The sequence below is a fragment of the Armatimonadota bacterium genome (genome assembly GCA_022563855.1).
Lineage (GTDB): Bacteria > Armatimonadota > Fimbriimonadia > Fimbriimonadales > Fimbriimonadaceae > JADFMN01.
Genome location: JADFMN010000004.1, coordinates 49,061 through 70,002, shown reverse-complemented (window position 1 = coordinate 70,002; position 20,942 = coordinate 49,061). Strand labels below are relative to the sequence as shown.

Here is a 20,942-nt window from a genome sequence, read left to right as displayed (position 1 = left end):
GGTAAAGTTTACAGATCGTCTGAATGGGCGGGCGAACGCCTAGGAGTCATCATCTGTTGAACCGTTTTTGTGTCCTGATCTCGCTGCTCTCCATTTGCGCCGTCACCTATAGCCAGAACGTCATCGTCAAGACGATCACTGTGCGCGGCAACAAGATCATATCGAGTGCGGCCGTCATGGCCGCGATGGTCACGAGAGAAGGCGACGTGCTTCGGCAAGAGGAGCTTCGGAACGACGAGGGGAGGATCTTAAACATCGGGTTCTTCAAGGGCGTTCAGATCCTCACACGCCCACTCGTGTCGGAGTTTGAAGTTGAGGTGGTTGTCGACCTGGTCGAGAACCCGATCATCATCGAAGTTTTCATCACTGGCAACACGGTCGTATCGACAGAGCGCCTAACAGAGATCGTCACCGAGATTCAGGAACTGGGGAGGATTCTCAACAATCGCAACCTACGGTTGATCCGTGACGCGTTGGAGGAGGAGTACTTCGACAGGGGGTACTTCATGCAAATCGACAGATTAGAGCCCGATCCGCTATCGGAGGGGACTTTGCGAATCGCCATACTCGAGCCCATTGTCGACGACATTAGGTTCATCGGCCTGAACCGTACGAAACCGAGCGTCATTCGTCGAATCATGAAGACGAAGCCTGGCGTAGCGTTCAGCGAGCTGCAGTTTAGGCGGGATAGGGAAGAGTTGTTCGCGACCTACTGGTTCGACAACATCACCGCGCGCACAATCACGAAGGACGAGCCAGCCCACTACGACCTGGAGATGGTGTTCGTCGAGGCTCGCACGGGTCAATTCAACGCCGGCGTCTCGCTCGATCCGCAAAGCAACTTGGTGGGCCAAATCAGTTTCAGCGAGTCGAACTGGCGCGGAATGGGGCAAACCGTATCGGTCAACTTATCGCAAGCAACGCGCGGCGGAGGTGTGAGCGCAGAGTTGGGATGGGGCGACCGGTTCTTCGACACGCTCGGCACGAGCATCAATGCTCGGGTGTATTCGCGTGTGGTTTATCACTTTACAGGCAACGGCATCGGAGGGTTCAACAGCCCGATCGGAGGACAGTTCAACGAGCGGAGAACGGGCGGTACATTCGTGGTGGGTCGGCCTCTCAACGACACGATCCGCGCGTTTATAGGAGTCCGCGCTGAGAATCTACTGACGCTGAACGTTGATCCTGGCGCGACCAACTTCATAATGCAGGACGGAGTCATCGCCGTGCTCCAGCTAGGTCTTGATCACAACACGCGGCACCCATCTGTCGAATCTTATGAAGGCCATCTCGCCCGCATTATGCTGGAGCCGACGTACACGAACATCAACAAGATTGCGGGTACTTTCGAAGGCTTCACAGGAATTCTCGGCCCGAATTACTTCTTGAGGACGACGCTTGAGTATCGCAGTTTCTGGTCGAGTCCGGTGCCGGAAGATACGCCGGTGGATAAGCCCCGCTCCGTCGTTGCGTTCCGCATCAAGTACGGTGTGATCTCGGGAGATGTGCCGTTCTTCGAGCAGCTGTTCGTTGGGGGGTCCGACTCTCTGCGCGGCTACACGAACCAACGGTTTTGGGGAAAACAGTCGCTCCTGGCGACACTGGAGTACAGGTATCCGATTCAGCGATCGTTCAGCGTCGTCGCATTCACAGACTACGGTGGAGCGTGGGGTGGATACGGTGGGATCGATTCCTTCACTCAATCAAGTAAAATGGATTTGCGGCTAGGGTACGGACTCGGCGTGTCGTTTAGGACGCCCATCGGCCCGATCCGGATCGACTTTGCCTTTAATCAAGACGGCGGGAGTCGAACGCATTTCACATTCGGTACTAGTTTCTAGAGATGAACAAATGAACACGACGAGGAAATTGAGCGCGTTTGGAGTCGGGGGCTGGGTCGTGGCATTCGGCCTTGCGGCTGTGATTGTCGGCGGTGCATTCCAAGGCGGGACGCAGAAATTTGGCGTCGTCGACTTGGAGCGCGTGATTCGAGAGAGCAGGTTGGCTGGAGAACTTCAGAACGAGCTCAACTTGGAGTTGACCAAGCGGCAGGACCTTCTCGACTTCATGGAACTTTACATGATCATGACGAAAGAGGAGGCGGAGCAGCTCATTATCTTCTTGCGGAAAGACGCGCCTACGGAAGAAGAGAAGGCGGCACATGAAAAGGTCAAACAGGACATCATTGCCGCATCTGCGGAGTACGATCGGATCAACGGCCAGACGAGTCCGACAGAGGCTGAGAGGAACACGCTGCAGCGATACGGTCGTCTTCTCGACGATACTGTTACAAGAATCAGCGAATTCGGCGCTGGGTTCCAGCGCGAGCTCCAGATCATCGAGGCAGATGCCCAAAGCGACGCCATCAAAAAGGCGTACGATTCAAGTGCGGCGATCGCGAAGAGGGACGGGTACACGGTCGTCTTCAGTCGCAGTACGGCTGTCTACGCGGCGAACGACGTCACGGAAGAGGTCATAGCGCATGTGGATTCGCAGTAGCGGATTAGCCGCATTTGCAATCAGCGTCGTCGGGGTTCTGGGCTGCAGCCCGAACCCCGAACTTGTTTATATCGACCTTGCAGCGGCTGCCGACGCTGAACGCGAGCAGATACAGTTCGTGCGCCTTGGTGGAGAAGACCTTACGCGTGCCGAGCTATCAATCGACGACCTGGACAGCAGCCGCCTGTTCATCGGCTCGGCGGAGGATCGGGCCGCTTTAGCGATGAAGGCTTATGTCGACAACCAAGAGCGCGCGTATTTGCAAGCGCTAGAACGGTTGGAGGGGACGTACTTGCGAGAGGTTGAGTCATACGATGCGGAACACAGAAGGTCGATTTTGGAGGAGCACGACAAGCGCGTCGACACGACTTTCCTGGCGATCCGCGAGGAGTTCGAGGTCCACGCAAATCACGTCGGCAAGATGTGGCAGGAGCTTGCATGGCTCGCCCGATTTCCTGATCCAGACCCAGACTCGCGGCGCGTTCCTCCAGCCAGCAACGAGGTTGCAACCAGCCGTTTTGAGCGAGCAAAGCAGCTTAGGGAACAGCTGGCGCTGGCGAACAGCAAGCACCGGGACTCGGTTAGCGCAACGTTGGCCGCTCTCGACGCAGCCTTGAGCGAAGATATGGATCAGCTCAAGTTGGAGTTGGATGTGAGGCGCAGGGCGGCGATAGATCGCGCTGAACAGGCGGCGCGCATAGCGGCTCAAGCCGAGCTTGAAGATGTGCAGCGGTCGGCGCTCGATCCTGAGGCCGTGCTAGTCGCAGTCGATGGCGTCATTGCCACCGTTGATGGAGTGCCGGGCTCGCTCGAACCGTGGAACGCAAGCCCGAATCGGCAACAAACCGAACAGGAAATAGCGCGCCACGCCGAAACTTATGCGCGACTGCGCGGGTACGTTTTGAGCGATGACCCCGGGGAAGAGGACGTGACGGAGGACTTTGTTTCATGGCGGAAGCAGTTTGCACTTGGTCGTTAGGGCAGCTCGCTGATCTCGTCGGAGGCGAGTGCCGCGGCCCGAGCGACTTGGTGATAGAGCGGGTTGTACCGGCGGGCAGCGACGATCTTCGTGGACTGACCTTCGCCGAGTCGGACGCGTACCTCAAGCGCTGCCTGGACACGAGCGTCGGCGCGATCATTGTGTATCGAGACGCACCGCCGTTTGAGCGGCCGGCGATCGTCGTCGAATCGCCCAGAGAGGCCTTCGGCGCGGTCATGTTCGCCATGAAACAGGAGTTGCCGATCAACGATGGCGTTCATGAGACAGCCGTCGTTTCGCCGGATGCGTCGATCGACGACACGGCGTCTGTCGGCCCGTACTGCGTCGTCGAGCGGGGCGCAAAGATCGGTCGAGGCGTCCGCGTCTACCCGTTCTGCTACGTCGGCGAGCGGTGCGAGGTCGGAGCGGATTGCGTGCTCTACCCACACGTTGTTCTCTACCAATCCGTTACGCTCGGTAGCCGCTGCATTGTGCATTCCAGCGCAGTGATCGGAGCTGACGGATTCGGATTTCATTGGGACGGAGAACGGCACGCGAAAGTTCCGCAAGTCGGCAGCATTGTGATCGGCGACGACGTCGAAGTTGGCGCAGGCAGCTGCATCGACCGGGCGACATGCGGCGAGACGCGAATCGGCGACGGCGTCAAGCTCGACAACCTCGTACAAATCGCACACAACGTAACCCTCGGTGCGCACTCGGTGATGGCGTCGCAGGTCGGGATCGGAGGCAGTTCGCGGCTGGGAAGTCGGGTGATGTTGGGAGGCCAAGCTGCGGTCTCGGACCATATAAAGATCGCGGACGGCGTCGTCCTCGGAGGTCGTAGCGGAGCGTTTCAGGACGTGCAAGAGCCTGGCGAGTATTTTGGAACTCCCGTCACTCCAATGCTGGAAGCGATGCGGATGATAGCGTTGCAGCACCGCCTGCCAGAGCTTCTCAATCGCATCAAGAAGCTCGAATCCGAGGTTGCGGAGCTGCGTCGAAGTGATGAACTTTAGGCGTAAAACTTTAACACATCCTGCGGTTTTCGAGGGGTTGGGCTTGCACAGCGGCGAACCCGTCACAGTGGAAATCAAGGCTGGCGAGCACGGCCTCGCCTTCACTCACAACGGCGAGCGGTTCGAGTCGATACCGGAAAACGTGACCGATACCGCGCGTTGCACCAAGCTGGGAACGATCTCCACTATCGAGCATCTCATGAGCGCCTTCGCCGCTCACGGCGTAACGGACGCCGAGGTGATGGTGAGCGGCGGCGAGTTGCCCGCGCTGGACGGAGCGAGCAAGGCGTACTTCGACGGGATCAGCGCGGCTGGCCTCACGGTTCTCGGTGAGCGGTCTGTCGCCGGGCCGAGCGAAACAATCGTTCACGAAGAGGATGACGTCCGTGTCGAAGTGTCGAGCGGATCAGGGGTTTGGCGATTCGAATTCGAGTGCGGAGACCGTTGGCCGCACAGCCAGCACTTTGAGATCTCCTTGGGTGCTCGCGCGTATGCGGAGGAGGTCGCGCCCGCGCGCACTTTCGCGTTCGAAGACGAGATGGAGATGGTGCGCGAGGCAGGGCTTGGACAGGGGCTCGATGAGACGACGGCATTTCTGATCGGCTCATACGGCTATGTGAACGAGACAAAGTTCGAGGATGAGCCCGTGCGGCACAAGATGCTCGACCTGATCGGCGACCTGTATCTATCTGGCGTTCCGGTCGAGCTGCTCAACGTCGTGGCGTTGCGGAGCGGTCACACAGCGAACGTCGCCGTTGCGCAGAAGTTGCGCGACGCGGTCGTTTTTAGCGACTAAAGCGCGTGTACGGGAAGGTCGCCCCATGAAGTCAAAACGCCTAAATGGGCCAACTGCGTTTGCACTTCATGGATCAATGGCTTCGAGCTGCCTAGTTCTTGCGGAGAGACGCCACTCTCCCTGCAAACTTTGACGATGACCGCTGCCGCCTCTCCGACGTTCCACTCGACCGGGTGCAGGCGGTAACAGCCGTTCGTGATGTGAGTCGTGCCGATGTTCTTGCAGGCTGGGATCAGGTTCTTCGTTCGCACAGGGATCAGGCAGCCGAGCGGGATTTGAAATGGGAGGCTGCTGAGGTCAATGGTCGGCCGCCCGTTCGTGGTGGGGTGCAGGTCGATGCGGTAGGCGCCGATCCCGACCGAGTCCTCAAACGCTGGAGCGCGGTCACGGCGTGGGTTGCATTCGGCGGCTATGTGCTGCTCTTTGACCGTGAACATCGCCTTGATCCGCCTCGACTCGCGGATGTATGGCGCCATCGCTAGGCCGTCCTCCGTGCCAGTCAGGTCGGGCCGGAGCCTGAGTTCAGGGTAGCCGGTGCCGCCGTCGTGCCTGGGGGCCGCAGTCTGGAGCCAGTAGAGCATGCTGAGCGTGAGCTGGCGCGCGGCCTCCAGGCGCTCCCTGACAAGCTTGGCGGGCACGTCGAGGATCGAGCCGACGCAGTAGTCGTTCATAGGCCAGTTCATCACCGTCGCGTCCTCTCGGCGGTCCTTGTGCTTCTTACCGTCGACGATCTGTCTGTACGAAAAAAGATTGAATCCACCGTTTCCGAAGAGAGGGAAGTCGATCGCAGCGCCCCGCTGGGCGTGCACGGCTTTGAAACTGAGGAGTTTGTCCGGCCAGCCCTTCGGCTGATAGTTTCTCCAGAACTCGTACTGCTCGGGCTTCTCGATCACGTGGCTTCCGCCCTTGTCATAACCGATCACGGCGCACCAAGTGATGCCCTGAACGTTGTCGGGCTCCACATCGCCGTCGATCGCGTGCGGCTCGTCCGTATCGCTCTTGCTTTCCGCACCGACGACGTACTCGGTGCGGGTGATCGGTAAGAGCTCGCCCGTCTCGGTCGCGTCGATGAAGAAAGACGCTCTCAGCGTTTCGACTTTTCCGGACGCGCCAATAAAATCGACGCTGACGACCCTGTCTCCGTCGGTCTTCGCAGCGACAGGGCGAAGCCCGGTGCAGATCTGCAGCTGACCGGATATGACATATAAGTCCAATAGGTCGTATAGGACCCTATGGGCGATCTCCGGCGTGTGGCACAGGCGGCTGACCCAGCCACCGCCGGGGTTCAGAAACTCTTCGCTCTCGGCCTCTTCGGTGAGTTTTTCGTGGGCGACGTAATGATCGCGAACCCGCTGGCGGAACTCGCTGTAAGACAGAGAGCAGCCAAGCTCTTCGATCCAAGGGTTCTCGTCAGGCGGCACGCACTGCGACGTGAGCTGTCCTCCGATCCAGTCGTACTGCTCGGTCATGACGGTGCGAAGCTCGAAGTGGCAGGCCGCCAGGGCCGCGGCGCACCCGCCGACCCCGCCGCCTACGATGACTAGATCGGGGTCTTTCACTCTTCTCGCACCGGGTCAGGGAAGTCGCGGTAAAGCGCGGCCTTGAAGTCGGTCACTTTGCTGTAGACCGCGCTGTGAAGCTCTTCCAGGGCCCCTGACCTCTTCGCCGCGCGCAGGCACTTGACGAACTCCATGTCGTCCGTGCCCGGTTTCAGGTTCACCCAAATGTCGTAATAGTTCATGTCCGCCGCATTTCGAGCCTACCCGTCGTATAATAGCCGTGGATGGTGGCCAAGGATGAGATCGTTCCTAATCGCCTCGATGTTCGTTTTGTCGGCAGTCGTTTCGGCTGAGGACGTCGGTATTCTGCTCGGCCTCGGCAGCCCCGGTGGAACCGGCAGCACGCTCTGGATCAGTCAGCAAGGTGTCGCGACGATCACCCAGCGCGCCGGACAGGGGTATTGGCTGTGGAAGGACGGCGGTTTTTGGCACATCGTTTCCGAAGATCTTCGAGCTTCAGGTGGTCGTGCCAGAGTAGTCGTTACGGACGCGAGCGGAACCGTCACGGTCGTCAAGTCAGATGATCTCAACCCTCAGACCGACTATTGGGTGACGTTTGTGGCACCCAAGGTTTTAGGCATGGGATTTCATTTAGAATTTGGACTTGGGACAAAGTCGATTGATCCGAAAGACTTGGAAGACTTGGAGAAGTGGATTTATCGTCGCCGTTCAATCTATCGCAACGTGGGTTGGCACGAATTGGACCGTGAGATCGACGCGGGAGAATACTTCGATGGTCAGACGATGAAGAAGTTTTATGAAATGCTGAACGAACACACCGGTAGCTTGGCGACAGACCCGGATAGTGAGATGCCACCGACAAACTGGACTTTGACGAGAGATCAGGGCAGATGGTACTTGGGCGGTTATTATAGACCCGGCCCTGGAGACGCCGGTGGTGATATTCCCGATGAGGTGCCCGAAGCGGTGTCTCCCGACTTGGGAGCGCACGCTGGCAGGCGACCGACGTGGTCGCAAGTACGCCGCAAGTACCCCGAAGCTATCGACTTCGAAACCTCGCCGGATGGAGGGCTGACCGTCATAGTCACGCCAAACGAGACGTTCATCCACAAGTCGAACGGGCGCAGCCTCCAGAAACTCTTACGGAAAGTAACTGTCACGGCCGACCGGATCGTGATGACCCAGTGGCTGGAGGGCGACGAGGTCAGGAAAGTAGCCGAGGCCGTCACGAAGATCAAGCGCTAAGCGCGGGTACCCTCTGCGACCAGAGATGAACGCCCGCGAACTGCGCAAAACGTACCTCGCGTTCTTCAAGTCGAAGGGCCACGACGAGCACCCCTCGGGGAGCCTCGTGCCGTACGACGTGACCGGCCGCTTAGACGAGTCGCTGCTGTTCACCGGCGCGGGCATGGTGCAGTTCAAGCCGTACTTCCTCGGCGTCGCTGAGCCGCCGGGCAAGCGCCTGATGAACGTGCAGAAGTGCATGCGGACCGGCGACATCGACGAGGTCGGCAACCTCAACCACCTGACGTTCTTCGAGATGCTCGGCAACTTCTCGTTCGGCGACTATTACAAGAAGGACGCGATCGCCTACTCGTGGGAGTTCATGACCTCTCCGGAGTGGCTTGCGCTTGATCCTGCTCGTCTCTGTTTCACGGTTTTCGAGACCGACGACGAGGCATGGGACCTGTGGGCGGGGCACTTGAAGTCTGCCGGCCTTGATCCTTCCAAGCGTGTTTTCCGGCTCGGCGAGGAGAAGAACTACTGGCCGGCCGGGGCGTTCTCCTCTGGCCCTCCGGGGCCGTGCGGGCCGAACACGGAGATGTTCTACTGGGTGCCAAACGACGAGCCGCCGCCGTCGGGGTCGTACGGTCTCCAAGAGTTTCTGCATGACGAAAAGGCCGGCAGTTGGCTGGAGATCTGGAACGACGTCTTCATCTCTTATAACTGGCAGGGCTCGTTGCGCGATCCCTCTCGTCCCGACAAGGGGTACGAGAAGACCGGGCTGCCCGATCTGCCTTTTCAATCGGTGGACACCGGAATGGGGCTTGAAAGGACGGCTTGCGTTCTAGGCGGGTTCTCGTCTGTGTACGAGACCGACGTTTTCACGCCGATCATCGCCGCGATCGAGGCCATAACCCCCTCTCCCTTGGGGGAGGGTAGGGGAGGGGGTGTTCGGTACGGCACGAATCCCCAAAACGACGTCGCCATCCGTATCATCGCTGACCACCTCCGAGCGGCTTCTTTTTGTATCGTCGAAGGTGTGCTCCCCTCGAACACCGGGCGCGGCTACGTCCTACGCCGCCTGATCCGACGGGCGGTGTTGAAAGGGGTGCGCGTTCTCGGCTTCGATGAGCTGTTTTTGCACCGCTGTTACGAGGGGGTGGTGTCGGCTTTGGGCGAGCACTACCAAGAGCTGAACGAGCGCAAGGCAGTCGTCGTCGAAACGCTGAAAAACGAAGAGGAGCAGTTCCGCCGGACGCTGAGTGACGGTCGAGAGAGGTTCCGAATCGCTCTTGGAACTAGAGTTTGTGATGTGATTTCAAGCTGGGGTCGTCTCATCGACGAGTACGACAAGATGCCCGAACCATCGGACAAAAGGCTTATTCAAATGATGAATGCGCTCGGCTCGGATCGGGCGGAAGACTATCAGTTAGTTGACGCCTATCGCGAGTTGCAGGCAGTCTGGGGTGAGGTCAAGGAACCGACGGATTTCAAGGCAATTGTAGATGCCGTTCGAGAAGATCTGGGCACCAAGTTCCTCCCGCCAGCAGGAAGAAAGTTCTTGCATTCGCTGGACGAACTCTCATTTTCTGGACATGAGGCCTTCAACCTCCATAGCACCTACGGGTTTCCGGTCGAGGTCACGGACGAATTGTGCAGAGAGGCCGGCATATCAGTCGATATGGACTCCTATTACATGGCAATCGATTTGGATCGGGAAATGTCGAGGTCTGGCTCGGGGATGGACACGGTCTACGGAGGTATCGAGAACGGCGAAGCGTTGACTGATCAGGCTACCGAATTCGTCGGCTTCCGGACTTGCGGCGCTGGAGGATCAGTTCTCGCAGTACGGGAGATCTCGGATGATCGCTTGGCAATAGCGTTCGACGTAACGCCGTTCTATGCAAAAGCTGGCGGCCAGGTTTCAGACACGGGGCAAATACATGTGAACGATGAGTTCCTGGACGTCTTCGATGTTAGGCTAGACGACCACGTAATCGTACACATGACATCCAGTCATTCAGCGCCTCAAAAGCTGGTCGGCGCAACTGCCGAATTGTATGTTAACCATGACCGTCGCAACGCGATCACGCGCAACCACACGGCGACGCACCTCGTGCACGCGGCTCTGCGGAAAGTTCTTGGCGACCACGTCACACAGGCCGGTTCGCTCGTCGACGAGAAGCACCTGCGCTTCGATTTCACGCACGGTAAAGCGATAACCGACGACGAGATCGCAGAGGTCGAGCAGATCGTCAACGAAGAGGTGATGAAAGCCCAGCTCGTTAAGACCTACGATGATCTTCCCCTGCAAGAAGCTAGAGACATGGGCGCGATGGCGCTGTTCGGCGAGAAGTACGCCGACCGCGTGCGTGTCGTGCAGATCGGAGACATGCCGCCGGCCGAAAAGAGTTTCAGCCGTGAGTTGTGCGGCGGCATCCACGTGAAGAACACCGGCGAGATCGGGATGTTCAAAATCGTTAGTGAGGCGTCCGCTGCAAGCGGTGTGCGCCGCATCGAGGCGGTCACCGGACACGGCGCGCTCGCATGGGCAAACCAGCAGCGGGAAACGGTCGAACAAGCCGCCAGACTGCTCAAATCACAGCCAGCGGAGTTACTCACATCTGTGGAAAAGACGTTACAGAGCCTCAAAGAGGAGAAGCTCAAGAGGCAGCGCCTGGCCCAGCAGGGTGCTGGCTCCAAAGAGCAGGTCGAACAGATTGGATCTGTACAGCTTGCGGTTGAAAAGTTAGAAGAAGCCGATCCGAAAGACGCCCAACTGGTTGCCGACCGGCTCATCGATGGGAAGCCGGATCGCGTCGCTTTGGTCGTGTTGGTATCAGGTGGAAAACTTACGTTCGTCTGCAAGGTCGGCGAGCAGGCGAAAGACGCCGGAGCCCACGCAGGAAACCTGATCCGCGAGGTCGCCAACGTAGCTGGCGGCAGCGGCGGTGGCCGCTCCGACTTCGCCACCGCTGGCGGCAAGGACGCCAGCAAGATCGACGAGGCTATCGCAAAAGGACGCGAGGTTTTGGCCGAGCAGGTCGGTATGTAGCCGCAGGCTTCAGCCTGCGTATCGCAACCTAAAGGATGCGGCGACATTAGATCGGTGCGTCCGGCATCCACGGCCGCCACTCGTCAGGCAGATCCATCGCCATCAAGCGTACGAGGTTGATGAAGAAGCTCGAGGACATCGGTTCCCAGGGCGTGTTCCCAACATCTTCCCAACCGCCGGTTAGGGAATCCATTGCGATGCCGATGTTCTGCACAATCACCCGACCGACGAAAAGCTCATCGACGATCCCGCCTTCTTCCCGATACCCCTCGATCGACCACGGCGCGGCCCAGACGGGCGTCTTGACGATGTCCTGCGCGGGGTCGCCCCAACAAGCGTCGCGCCAGTCGATGATCGCAGACAAGCGAAGCGGATCTGTCAGCACCATGGTGTTCGCTGCGTGCATATCGTTGTGGATGAACTTCTTATCAAAGCCAGACTGAGTAGCGGGTTCTAGCTTCTGTGCCCATTTGCACAACCAGTCGTAGCTGACCGTTTCCAGCTTGTTCATATCGAACGCCTTGTCGATCTCCTGTTGGAGCTTATAGTCGTACTGCTCGTCGAGCCAGCCGTTCGGGTCGTCGACTTCTTTCACGCGAGAGTGCAACCGACCGACTTCGCGACCGAACTCGCGATAGAGTGATGGCAGCTCCGACTGGTCGACCCTTAGCGAGCCGAGCGCAACACCGTCCGCCCTTTCGTAGACAGTGACGACCGAGTCGATCGCATCGCGGTCGTCGTCGAAGACCAGGAGCTCTGGAGTTCGCAGTCCAGCCACACGCGCAGCAGGCACCGCGACGGCCTCCGTGTAAGAGTCCTCGGGATCCATGTCCTGCTTCGTCGCGCGTACGATCACGTTGTCGCCGACCGCGTAGACCCAGTTGACGTATCCAGAGCCGATGTAGCGCACCTCGCCCGAAAGCTCGTGCTTCTCGGCGAACGCCTGCAACATCTGTAGCGAGAACGGTTGGGGCACGGCTGATGATATCCGAACCTAGCGGGTCGCCCCGAAACTGCGAGCGGCTACTCATACCAGTCCAGACCATGCGGCAATTCGGTGCCTGTGTATTCGATATGAATCACGCGCCTGTGGTGCGGCGACTCCGCAGCGGAAGACGCATGGAGAATCAACGGGCGCATGAGCAGCGCGTCGCCCGCGCGGCAGGCGCAGACGATCTCGCCGTGCTCTTTGACGAGCGCCGGCACATCGGCTTTGTCGAGTATGCCAAGTCGGTGCGTACCGGGCGAAACGCGGAGCGGCGCGTTCCCGGGCGTGCAGTCGTCGAGGTGCAGGCGGATCGTCAGCATTTGTTCCAGAACTGATGCCGGTGGTAGAACGTGCGGCACTCCTTCTTTCACAGACCAGCCGCTAAAGCCTTCGGCGTCCAGTTTCTCCTTGACCGCGATCACGCGGTCCTGGTGGTAGCCAAGATGCCAGTTCGCCCCTGGCCGCTTGTCGAACAGAATTGCACGAACAGGCTTGGCGCCTCTGCCCAAGATTCCCCGCACTAAACTCAGGATTGCATCGCTTTCAGCGAGCTCTCTAATCTTTGGGATCGTGAGCAGACGTCGCGTTCCGGCACGTTTGCCTGGCGGGATCGATTCTGACAGAATAGATCGAAGGTCGGTGAGAGATTCCGGGTTTAGTACGCGTTTTATGAGCGCGCAACCGTTCTCTTCGACCTGCTCTTTCGAATTCGGCACTTACTTGAGGTTCTCCACGATCATGCGCGTTGCAGGCGACTTGTTCAGTGTATAAAAGTGCAGGCCCGGAGCACCCCGGTCGATCAGATCTCGGCACTGCACGGTGGCGTGCTCGACTCCGACGGCCAGCACAGCCTCTGAGTCATCGCCGCACGCTTCGAGTTTAGTTAGCAGCTCGGGAGGGATCGTAGCGCCGCACATCCGCGTGAATTTCTCGATCTGCTTCAGATTTGTGACAGGCATGATCCCTGGGATGATCTGCTGCTGGATTCCGGCGTCTCGCGCACGCGACACGAACTCGAAGTAGTGCCGATTCTCGAAAAACAACTGCGTTATGAGCACGTCGAGGCCCGTGTCGCACTTCGCTTTGAGCCGGTCGAGATCGAGCTGCTTATCGGCCTCCTCAACGTGTCCCTCGGGGTAGCAGGCTCCAACGACGCAAGCCTCCGGATATACGTCTCGTATGATCTGAATGAGGTCGATCGCGTACTTGCAGCCACCCTCGGGATGGCCGAACTCGCTTCCGTCCTGTGCCGGATCGCCGCGCAGGGCGAGGATGTTCGAAAGTCCGGCCGATCGAACCGCGCGGATCGCATCTACGAGTTCATGACGCGTCATTCCCAGGCAAGTAAGGTGTACAAGAACCTGCAGCCCGATGTCGTTCTTGATGCGCTCAGCCCATTCGACGGTGCGGGCTCGAGTTGTTCCTGCCGCGCCGCACGTGATCGACACGAACGCGGGCTTGAGCGACTTCATCGCCCGAATCGTATCGAAAAGTTTCCGCTCACCTTTCGCTGTTTTCGGTGGAAAGTACTCGAACGAGAACAGCGGGGAACCGCTCTCCAGCATCGAGTGAATCCTCATCGGCCCAGTTTACACGTAAGACAATTGAAGGGAGGACGCGAATCCGCGCCCTCCCAATAACCTTGCCGAATCGGAGCGAAGGCTATTTGATGCCTAGCTTCTTCAGCGCCTCGAGCATGGCTTCTTCGTCGTATCCAATGATCTGGGCGACAACCTTGCCGTTCTTGTCCAAGACGTAGTTCGTCGGAGTGACGATGATCCCGTACTGCTTGGGCACGCTCCTAGGATCGCCGCTGCCTAGCAGGAGCGGCATAGTCAGCTTGAAATCCTTGCGGAACTGTCGAATGGCGCTGCTAGAGTCTTGTGTGTTCACAGCAATGACGTTGAGGCCCTTGTCCTTGTACTTAGCGTACAGGTCTTGAAGGTGCGGAAACTCCGCACGACAAGGGGGTCACGTGGCGAACCAAAAGTTGATGATCGTGGCTTTTGTCTTGTCGTTGAACGTTTTGTACAGGTCGAAGTTCTTGCCTTTGTCGTCCTTGACTTTGAAATTTGGCACCTTCGTCCCGATGGGTATCAAGTTTTTCTTGTAGGCGGCGTAGGGATCTTGAGCGACGGGCAGGTCTAGGCTTGGAGCCATTGGACTAGCCATCGTGATCACTTGAGCCAGGATTATTGCACTCAGCATATTTTTTGTCCTCGTGAGCAGTCGCCTCGCCGACGACCTACCTCCTAAACGGCGAAAGCCGACCGGAGGTTCCGTCAGAAAAGCGAGAATCTTTGAGATAACTGACAGCCAGGGCCAGTTTGGTGCGCGAGAAAGGACTCGAACCTTCACGCCCGGATAGGGCACTACCACCTCAAGGTAGCGCGTCTACCAATTCCGCCACTCGCGCAAACCGGCGGAAGGATACCCTTGCTCCGGGGTTTTTCGATGGCGGTCCCGCTAACCCTGGCGGCCCTCTATCGCTGCTAGCAGCACGGCGGCGCCTATCTTCAGCCTCGGATCGACGGCTCCGCGACCGTCCATGGAGAGATCCAGCGCCAATCGGTAGATGAACGGGTTCCAGTGCTGCCGAAATTCTGCGATTCTGGTTCCATCGTGCAGCACCAGGTCGTAGTTTTGCGGGATGAGGTTCGTCGCAAATCGGCGAAGCAGAGCCAAAAGCATGCTGTCTTCTATGATCTTTCCGATTTCACGGTCTTGCGCGTCCATCATGATCCACTCGTCTCGCACGATCGACTTCAGACCCTGTCGCTTCAGAGCCCCTACCTTTTCGCGGGCCACGGGGTCCCAAACGTCATACGCCGCTGAGAAGTCGAGGATTTGGCGCGCCTTGATGATCAGCAGCTCTTGGCTCATGCTCTCATCCGAGTAGATGCGGATGTCCTCCTTCAGCTTGAATCCCTTTTGATGCGAGAACAAGACCAGATTCCCGGCAGAATCCGAGATACGAAAGTTGGCGCCTATCAGTTTGAACATCTGGCGACGCAGCTCAAGCTTCGTTTCGCCCCACGGACTGTTCGCCATTTGCCGAGATTACCTCGGCAGCTAGGGGTATATGCCCCTCATCACGGTCGCGTCTGCAACGCGCTTGACTCCGATGATCATTGCGGCCGTTCTCATATCGGTCTTATGCGCCTGCATCGTTTGGTGCACCGCAGCGAACGCCTGTTGCATGATCTTCGACAGCCGGTCGTTGACCTGGGACTCTTCCCAGAAGAAGTTCTGAAGGTCTTGCACCCACTCGAAGTAACTGGTGACGACGCCGCCAGCGTTGGCCAAGATATCCGGGATCACGAGCACGCCTTTGTCCCGCAGGATTCTGTCCGCCTCTGGCGTCGTCGGGCCGTTTGCGCCTTCTACGACCAGCCGGGCCTTGATCTTATCGGCATTTTCGCTGTGAAGCTGTCGAGAGATAGCCGCAGGTATCAAGATATCGCAGTCCAACTCCAACAGTTCCTCATTGGTGATGTTGTCACACTCCTTGAATTTGTGAATGCCGCCGTCGAAGCCGCCGTACTTATGGTAGAGCTTGTGAATCGGCAGGCCGTCGGGATCGTAAATGCCGCCCTTCGTATCAGAAATGGCGACGATTTTTGCGCCCAGGTCGTGGGCCAGTCGTGCAGCGACCGAGCCAACGTTTCCGAAGCCCTGCACGGCGATACGTGCGTTGGATATATCGAGGTTCATCAGCTTGCAAGCCTCTTCAGCGGTGACGATTACGCCGCGTCCCGTGGCCTCTACACGACCCTCTGAACCACCGAGCTCGATCGGTTTCCCGGTCACGACACCGGGAACAGTGTATCCAGCGTGCATGGACAACGTGTCCATGATCCACGACATGACGGTTGCGTCGGTTCCGATGTCTGGAGCAGGGATATCACTTCTCTCTCCGATTACGCTCGTGATCTCCGTGACGAATCGGCGCGTGAGCTTCTCTACCTCTCGGCGACTCAGGCGCTTGACGTTAACCCTGACGCCGCCCTTCGCGCCGCCGTAGGGGATGTTGACTACAGCACACTTCCAGGTCATCCACATCGCGAGCGCGGTCGTTTCGTGCATATTGACGTCGGGATGGTAGCGTAGACCGCCCTTCGTCGGGCCTCTACTAGCGTTGTGTTGAACGCGGAATCCCTCAAAGACTTGGACTTCACCGTTGTCCATCACCACCGGAAAGTTGACGGCGACCTGCCGTTTCGGTTTTGTGAGTACCATTTGCAACCCCTCGTCGAGGTCAAGGTACTTCGCGGCGACGGCCAACTGCTCTTCGGCCATTGCTAGCACACGTTTGCCTTCATTCATATACGTGATTTCACCTGATGCTTGAATAACCGGCGGACTAGCAGATACGTCGGCACCGCTAGAACCCCGTTGTAAATAGCCGTGCCAATTGTAGCTCGCAGAAACGGCCAAATTTCAGGGGGTGGGGCCAAGATCGCGAGAAGAACGCGCGATACGACCGTGCCGATCGCCACGGTCAGCGCAGCGAACTCGACTTTGACGCCGAATTCGAGTCTGCTTTCGTACCCGATGAAGAAGCATGTGAGAGCCCGCGAAATGACGTGGTGCGCGAGGTGCGCACCAGCCATGGCGCCTTGCAGCACCCCGGCCAAGAACCCGAGTCCGGCAGAAGCGGCGGGCCTCGTCAGTATCGAGCTGCAAAAAGCCACGACCAGCAGAAAATCCGGATTGGCGCCGAAAACCGCGAGCCTTGTCGCCGCCCCGTGCTGAACCCCTGCCGCTAGCCAGAACAGAAGCGCGAGCGCGAGCCAAGGCGCGACGACCTTCACTTGAGGATGATCACCTCGCTGTAATCCGAGATTGAGACGTGGGGCAGCACGTACGCGCGCCGCTCGCCGAATTCCGGATTGTGCCGCACTTCGACGATAACCCCGATCGGGATGCCGCGCGGTGTGTATTTCGAGTACCCGTTCGTCACGACGATTTCTCCGGTGTGGACTTCCAGGTCATCTAGAATCGTGAGGACCAATCTGTGCGTCGTTGCTCCTCGCACCAACGCGGCGACGTTGCTGTCGCCCAGCACGAGCCCGCCGATGACCAAGGCGGGAGATGTGATCAAGAGCGCCTGCGACGTGTCGTCATCGACCGTCTGAATTACGCCGACCAATCCGTCTGCAGTGATGATCGGCTGATGCGCCTCTACTCCGTGATTCCTCCCGCGGCCTAGCGTAATCCTGTTTTCGTAAGGTGCATAGCCGATGATCGGCGCGAAGATCTTCTCGCGGTCGCCGGGCGCTTCTAATCCAAGTGCACGCTTGAGATCGTCCAACTCGCGCCTGAGCGCGTCGTTTTCAGAGAGGTCCTGCTCTGCCGCCTTCAGGGCCTCCGCCAACTGGCTGTTCTTCTCTCGCAGCGAGCGAGCGTTCCTAAAGCCCTGCCAAAAATCGTGCGTCGCCTGCATCGATGCAGTCGCTCTTCTCGCGACTGGCATGACTACTTTCTGCACTGCTTTGGTAAGAGGGTCCAACCGGCCGTCGAATCTTGCCCGGCTCTGAACGTTTCCGAGGACGACGCCGAGTATGCACAGGCCTACGACCGCCGCCCAATCCGTACTGCGTGTTTCTTTTAGGTTCTTGATGCTCGCTCCAACATCCGGCGAATAGCCGGATCCTCGTGTACAAGGTCGAGCATTCGACCGGTTCCAAAGGCGACGCAACTCAAAGGGTCTTTTGCGATGTGGACTTGGACACCGGTCTCGGCTGCGATCAAATGATCCAGGCCGCGCAGCAGCGCTCCACCGCCAGCGAGATAGATGCCGCTGTTCATGCAGTCGGCGGCAAGCTCGGGAGGTGTGGCTTCAAGAGTCAGCTTGACGGCCTCTACGATCTCCCTGAGCGGTTCTTGAATGGCCACTCGGATCGTCTCGCTCGTCAACTCCGCCTCGCGCGGCAGACCTGTGACGAGATCGCGACCTCTGACGTTCATAGTCAGCTCCTCATCGATCGGAAACGCGCTGCCTATTGTTATCTTGATCGCCTCTGCCGTGCGCTCGCCAATGAAAAGGTTGTAGGCGCGGCGCACATATGCGCTGATCGCTTCATCGATTTCATCGCCTGCGATCCGAATCGACCTCGAATGGACGATCCCCCCGAGGGAGATGACCGCGACCTCGGTCGTGCCCCCGCCGACATCGATGATCATGGAGCCCACCGGCTCACCGACCGGCAGTCCTGCTCCGATCGCCGCGGCCATCGGTTCTTCTATGCAATACGCTTTGTGCGCGCCAGCCTTGTGGCAGGCATCGAGCACGGCGTCGCGCTCGACCTCCGTCACTCCGCTCGGAATGCCGACCACAACTGTCTGGCGCAGAATGATCCCGCCGCGAATTACGCGCGCCATGTGCAGAAACTCCTTGATCATCGCCAAGGTTTGATCGTAGTCCGCGATGACGCCGTCTTTGAGCGGTCGAATCGCGACGATGCTCGCTGGAGTTCGCCCGAGCATTCTCTTCGCCTCTTCGCCCACCTTCAACACCTTGCCGGTGTCTCTGTTGACGGCGACTACGCTCGGCTGACGAATCTGTATCCCCCGACCGCCTATGAAGACGACCGTGTTGGCCGTACCCAAGTCGATGCCTACGTCGAGGGTGAACTTGTCAATAATCCTGGCTATGAGGGGCTTCTGACGATTGTTCGCCATCCAAATCAGTTTTCCGCACTACCGAATCGAGCCGTTGTAATCCGCTTATCGATCGGAAGGTCAACAAGGTTACCAGTCGCGGTCGGAGATCAGTTACCGAAACTGCTTCCAACATTCGCAGACGAGCAAACGATCTGAACCGTCGACAAGGAATCAGACGCGTTACGACGGGCGATTAGAAGCCAGCTGCGGGGCAGCTGGGACCTGTAGGGGCGCACCGCAGAAGCCGGTGGCGGGCTGTAACCGCTAAATGGCGCCGCAGGGTTACCGGCTGACACCCATACTCGGCCGCCCGACTCTTTCCCCGCTGCTTCCGCCGACATTTCCGGACGGAGCGGCAAAGCCGCCTGACGGATCCAATGAGCCGCCGCCTGCCGCCAATCCGACCGAGCTACCGGCACCGCCGCTGGAGTCACCGCCGCCGCCTGGCAGACTGTTGCCGTAGACGACGCTGGCTTCCTGAATCTGAGCATCCTCGGTTACTATCGTCGGCACTGCTGGCGGGAGGTCCGGCTTACGGGTCTTCAACAAGAAGATTAGGCCCACGATAATGGCGACGAATAGAAATGCGCCAGCCCAAATAAAATCATTCTGATTCTTCAAGATTAATCTCCTACCAGGGGCTCCATTCTAGCAGATTTGACCCTAGTGTCTGAAGTGTCTGACGCCGGTAAAGGCCATAGGGATACAAAACTTTGTCGCCGCCGCAATGACTTTATCGTCGTTCTTGCTGCCTCCAGGCTGCACGATCGCGGCAATTCCAGCTTCGGCGGCCGTTTCGACGCTGTCTGGAAACGGGAAGAAGGCGTCGCTGGCCAGCACCGCGCCTGCGGCCCCAGTACCTGCCTGTTCGAGCGCTAGGCGCACCGATTGAACCCGATTCATTTGGCCAGCGCCGATGCCCAAGAGTCGATTCTCATTGCACACGACGATGGCGTTGGACTTGACGTGCGGAATGATCCGCCAAGCGAAGCGCAGCGCAGCCGTGAGGGCCTCAGATGGCCCAGATTCCGTCACGAACCGCCACTCGTCTCCGGGGTCCTCATCAGACGTTTGGCGCAGCGCGCCCCCGCGGATCGACCTCGTCTCCAGGTAGGTGGAGTCGGGAGCGATCGAGGCTTCGAGCAGCCTGACGCGCTGCCCCCATCCCGAACGGTTCTTGAACAGCTCAAGAGCCTCTGCGGTGAACGCTTCGGCGATGACGACCTCGAGGAAGTTGCCCTTCTCGGTCATGGCAGCCGCCGCTTCGCCCTCGATCGTGCCGTGAAACGCGGCCACTCCGCCGAATGCCGAGACCGGGTCGGACTTCTTTGCTAGCACAAAGCTGGCAGCAGGGCTGGATGCCGACGCCGCTCCGCACGGGTTCCCGTGCTTGATGATCGCGCAGGAGCCCGGAGCAAGATCGCAGACGAGTTCCCAGGCCGCGTCGGAATCGAGGACGTTGTTGTAGCTCAGCTCCTTGCCCCACAGTTGTTTCGCAGCCGTGATTCCTCCTGGCAGGAGCGGGTCGGCGTAGAGCGCGGCAGTCTGGTGCGGGTTCTCGCCGTACCGCATCGTCTGGCGCTTTGCCAAGCCGATCGTTACTGTCTCGGTGAACGGACCGTCGCCTGCCGCTTCGGTCATATACCGCGCGATCATCGCATCGTAGTACGCCGTTTGACGAAACGCTTTTGCGGCGAGCGACTGCCTCAAGTCCGCAATTGTGTTGGACGCTAGGTGCGAAACGACCGAGTCGTAGTCAGCCGGATCGACGACGACGGTGACGTTGGAACAGTTCTTGGCCGCCGAACGTATCATCGCAGGTCCGCCGATATCGATCGACTCCAACGCGTCTTCGAATTTGTGCGGGCCAGTTACGGTGCGCTCAAATTCATAGAGGTTCACGCACAAGAGATCAAACCCTGCGATGCCCGCGTCGGCCATTTGCCTGACGTGATCCTCTTTGGCGCGATCTCCGAGGAGCCCTGCGTGAATCATGGGATGCAGCGTCTTGACCCGGCCGCCGAGCATTTCGGCGAACCCTGTCACTTGTGAAACGTCGGTGACCTGCATGCCCGCATTGCGGATGGCCTCGGCTGTGCCGCCCGTGCTGACAATTTCGAATCCTATGTCTGCGAGGGCTCGGGCGAATTCGGCAATTCCTGTTTTGTCAGTGACTGAAATGAGCGCACGCGACATTGT

At 58.8% G+C, this 20,942-nt stretch carries 21 protein-coding genes and 1 tRNA gene; 7 read left to right on the top strand and 15 right to left on the bottom strand.

Annotated elements, in window-relative coordinates; all coding sequences use genetic code 11:
* The first annotated feature begins 56 nt into the window (after positions 1-56).
* From IH944_06335 to IH944_06315, 5 genes are read left to right on the top strand one after another with little or no spacing between them, the layout of a single operon-like run.
* The gene (locus tag IH944_06335; protein ID MCH7904170.1) at positions 57-1,841 is read left to right on the top strand and encodes a BamA/TamA family outer membrane protein; all 1,785 of its coding nucleotides are present in this window, start codon (positions 57-59) and stop codon (positions 1,839-1,841) included.
* Between the two features lie 10 nt (positions 1,842-1,851).
* The gene (locus IH944_06330) at positions 1,852-2,499 is read left to right on the top strand and encodes an OmpH family outer membrane protein (protein MCH7904169.1); all 648 of its coding nucleotides are present in this window, start codon (positions 1,852-1,854) and stop codon (positions 2,497-2,499) included.
* Positions 2,483-3,478: a hypothetical protein gene (locus tag IH944_06325; GenBank protein MCH7904168.1), complete on the top strand. Its 996-nt coding sequence runs from the start codon at positions 2,483-2,485 to the stop codon at positions 3,476-3,478. The genes IH944_06330 and IH944_06325 overlap by 17 nt, the downstream gene beginning before the upstream one ends.
* A complete protein-coding gene (lpxD, locus tag IH944_06320) occupies positions 3,448-4,494 on the top strand; it encodes a UDP-3-O-(3-hydroxymyristoyl)glucosamine N-acyltransferase (GenBank protein ID MCH7904167.1) in 1,047 nt (348 codons plus the stop codon). Before IH944_06325 ends, lpxD begins: the two co-directional genes overlap by 31 nt.
* The gene (locus tag IH944_06315) at positions 4,484-5,290 is read left to right on the top strand and encodes a UDP-3-O-acyl-N-acetylglucosamine deacetylase (GenBank protein ID MCH7904166.1); all 807 of its coding nucleotides are present in this window, start codon (positions 4,484-4,486) and stop codon (positions 5,288-5,290) included. Before lpxD ends, IH944_06315 begins: the two co-directional genes overlap by 11 nt.
* On the opposite strand, the gene IH944_06310 is transcribed toward IH944_06315, so the two are convergent.
* Positions 5,287-6,849, bottom strand: a complete 1,563-nt coding sequence (locus tag IH944_06310; GenBank protein ID MCH7904165.1) for an FAD-dependent oxidoreductase — start codon at positions 6,847-6,849, stop codon at positions 5,287-5,289. The genes IH944_06315 and IH944_06310 overlap by 4 nt on opposite strands.
* Positions 6,846-7,031: a hypothetical protein gene (locus IH944_06305; protein ID MCH7904164.1), complete on the bottom strand. Its 186-nt coding sequence runs from the start codon at positions 7,029-7,031 to the stop codon at positions 6,846-6,848. The genes IH944_06310 and IH944_06305 overlap by 4 nt, the downstream gene beginning before the upstream one ends.
* A 55-nt stretch (positions 7,032-7,086) precedes the next feature.
* On the opposite strand from IH944_06305, the gene IH944_06300 reads away from it, so the two are divergent.
* Together IH944_06300 and IH944_06295 are read left to right on the top strand one after the other, a co-directional pair.
* A complete protein-coding gene (locus IH944_06300) occupies positions 7,087-8,055 on the top strand; it encodes a hypothetical protein (GenBank protein MCH7904163.1) in 969 nt (322 codons plus the stop codon).
* A gap of 25 nt (positions 8,056-8,080) precedes the next feature.
* A complete protein-coding gene (locus tag IH944_06295; GenBank protein MCH7904162.1) occupies positions 8,081-11,089 on the top strand; it encodes an alanine--tRNA ligase in 3,009 nt (1,002 codons plus the stop codon).
* A 46-nt stretch (positions 11,090-11,135) separates the two neighbouring features.
* On the opposite strand, the gene IH944_06290 is transcribed toward IH944_06295, so the two are convergent.
* From IH944_06290 to purH, 13 genes are all read right to left on the bottom strand, one after another.
* Positions 11,136-12,065 (bottom strand): aminoglycoside phosphotransferase family protein, encoded by a 930-nt coding sequence (locus IH944_06290; protein ID MCH7904161.1) that lies wholly within the window; start codon positions 12,063-12,065, stop codon positions 11,136-11,138.
* A 47-nt stretch (positions 12,066-12,112) separates the two neighbouring features.
* Complete coding sequence (locus IH944_06285; protein MCH7904160.1) at positions 12,113-12,793, bottom strand: phytanoyl-CoA dioxygenase family protein; 681 nt, start codon at positions 12,791-12,793, stop codon at positions 12,113-12,115.
* Complete coding sequence (gene metF, locus IH944_06280) at positions 12,794-13,657, bottom strand: methylenetetrahydrofolate reductase [NAD(P)H] (GenBank protein MCH7904159.1); 864 nt, start codon at positions 13,655-13,657, stop codon at positions 12,794-12,796. It lies immediately after the preceding gene.
* Between the two features lie 82 nt (positions 13,658-13,739).
* The gene (locus IH944_06275) at positions 13,740-14,012 is read right to left on the bottom strand and encodes a TlpA family protein disulfide reductase (protein ID MCH7904158.1); all 273 of its coding nucleotides are present in this window, start codon (positions 14,010-14,012) and stop codon (positions 13,740-13,742) included.
* A gap of 36 nt (positions 14,013-14,048) precedes the next feature.
* A complete protein-coding gene (locus IH944_06270; GenBank protein MCH7904157.1) occupies positions 14,049-14,285 on the bottom strand; it encodes a hypothetical protein in 237 nt (78 codons plus the stop codon).
* A 120-nt stretch (positions 14,286-14,405) separates the two neighbouring features.
* Positions 14,406-14,493 (bottom strand) — tRNA-Leu (locus IH944_06265).
* A gap of 50 nt (positions 14,494-14,543) precedes the next feature.
* Positions 14,544-15,128 (bottom strand): hypothetical protein, encoded by a 585-nt coding sequence (locus IH944_06260; GenBank protein ID MCH7904156.1) that lies wholly within the window; start codon positions 15,126-15,128, stop codon positions 14,544-14,546.
* Positions 15,129-15,149: 21 nt separating this feature from the next.
* A complete protein-coding gene (locus IH944_06255) occupies positions 15,150-16,403 on the bottom strand; it encodes a Glu/Leu/Phe/Val dehydrogenase (protein ID MCH7904155.1) in 1,254 nt (417 codons plus the stop codon).
* Positions 16,400-16,891, bottom strand: coding sequence for a rod shape-determining protein MreD (mreD, locus tag IH944_06250; protein ID MCH7904154.1), 492 nt, complete (start codon positions 16,889-16,891; stop codon positions 16,400-16,402). The genes IH944_06255 and mreD overlap by 4 nt, the downstream gene beginning before the upstream one ends.
* The gene (locus IH944_06245; protein ID MCH7904153.1) at positions 16,888-17,553 is read right to left on the bottom strand and encodes a rod shape-determining protein MreC; all 666 of its coding nucleotides are present in this window, start codon (positions 17,551-17,553) and stop codon (positions 16,888-16,890) included. The genes mreD and IH944_06245 overlap by 4 nt, the downstream gene beginning before the upstream one ends.
* Positions 17,554-17,687: 134 nt before the next feature.
* Positions 17,688-18,761: a rod shape-determining protein gene (locus tag IH944_06240; GenBank protein MCH7904152.1), complete on the bottom strand. Its 1,074-nt coding sequence runs from the start codon at positions 18,759-18,761 to the stop codon at positions 17,688-17,690.
* Positions 18,762-19,025: 264 nt separating this feature from the next.
* Positions 19,026-19,364 (bottom strand): hypothetical protein, encoded by a 339-nt coding sequence (locus IH944_06235; GenBank protein MCH7904151.1) that lies wholly within the window; start codon positions 19,362-19,364, stop codon positions 19,026-19,028.
* A gap of 42 nt (positions 19,365-19,406) precedes the next feature.
* On the bottom strand, positions 19,407-20,939 hold the full coding sequence (gene purH / locus IH944_06230) for a bifunctional phosphoribosylaminoimidazolecarboxamide formyltransferase/IMP cyclohydrolase (GenBank protein MCH7904150.1): 1,533 nt from the start codon (positions 20,937-20,939) through the stop codon (positions 19,407-19,409).
* Between the last annotated feature and the right edge of the window lie 3 nt (positions 20,940-20,942).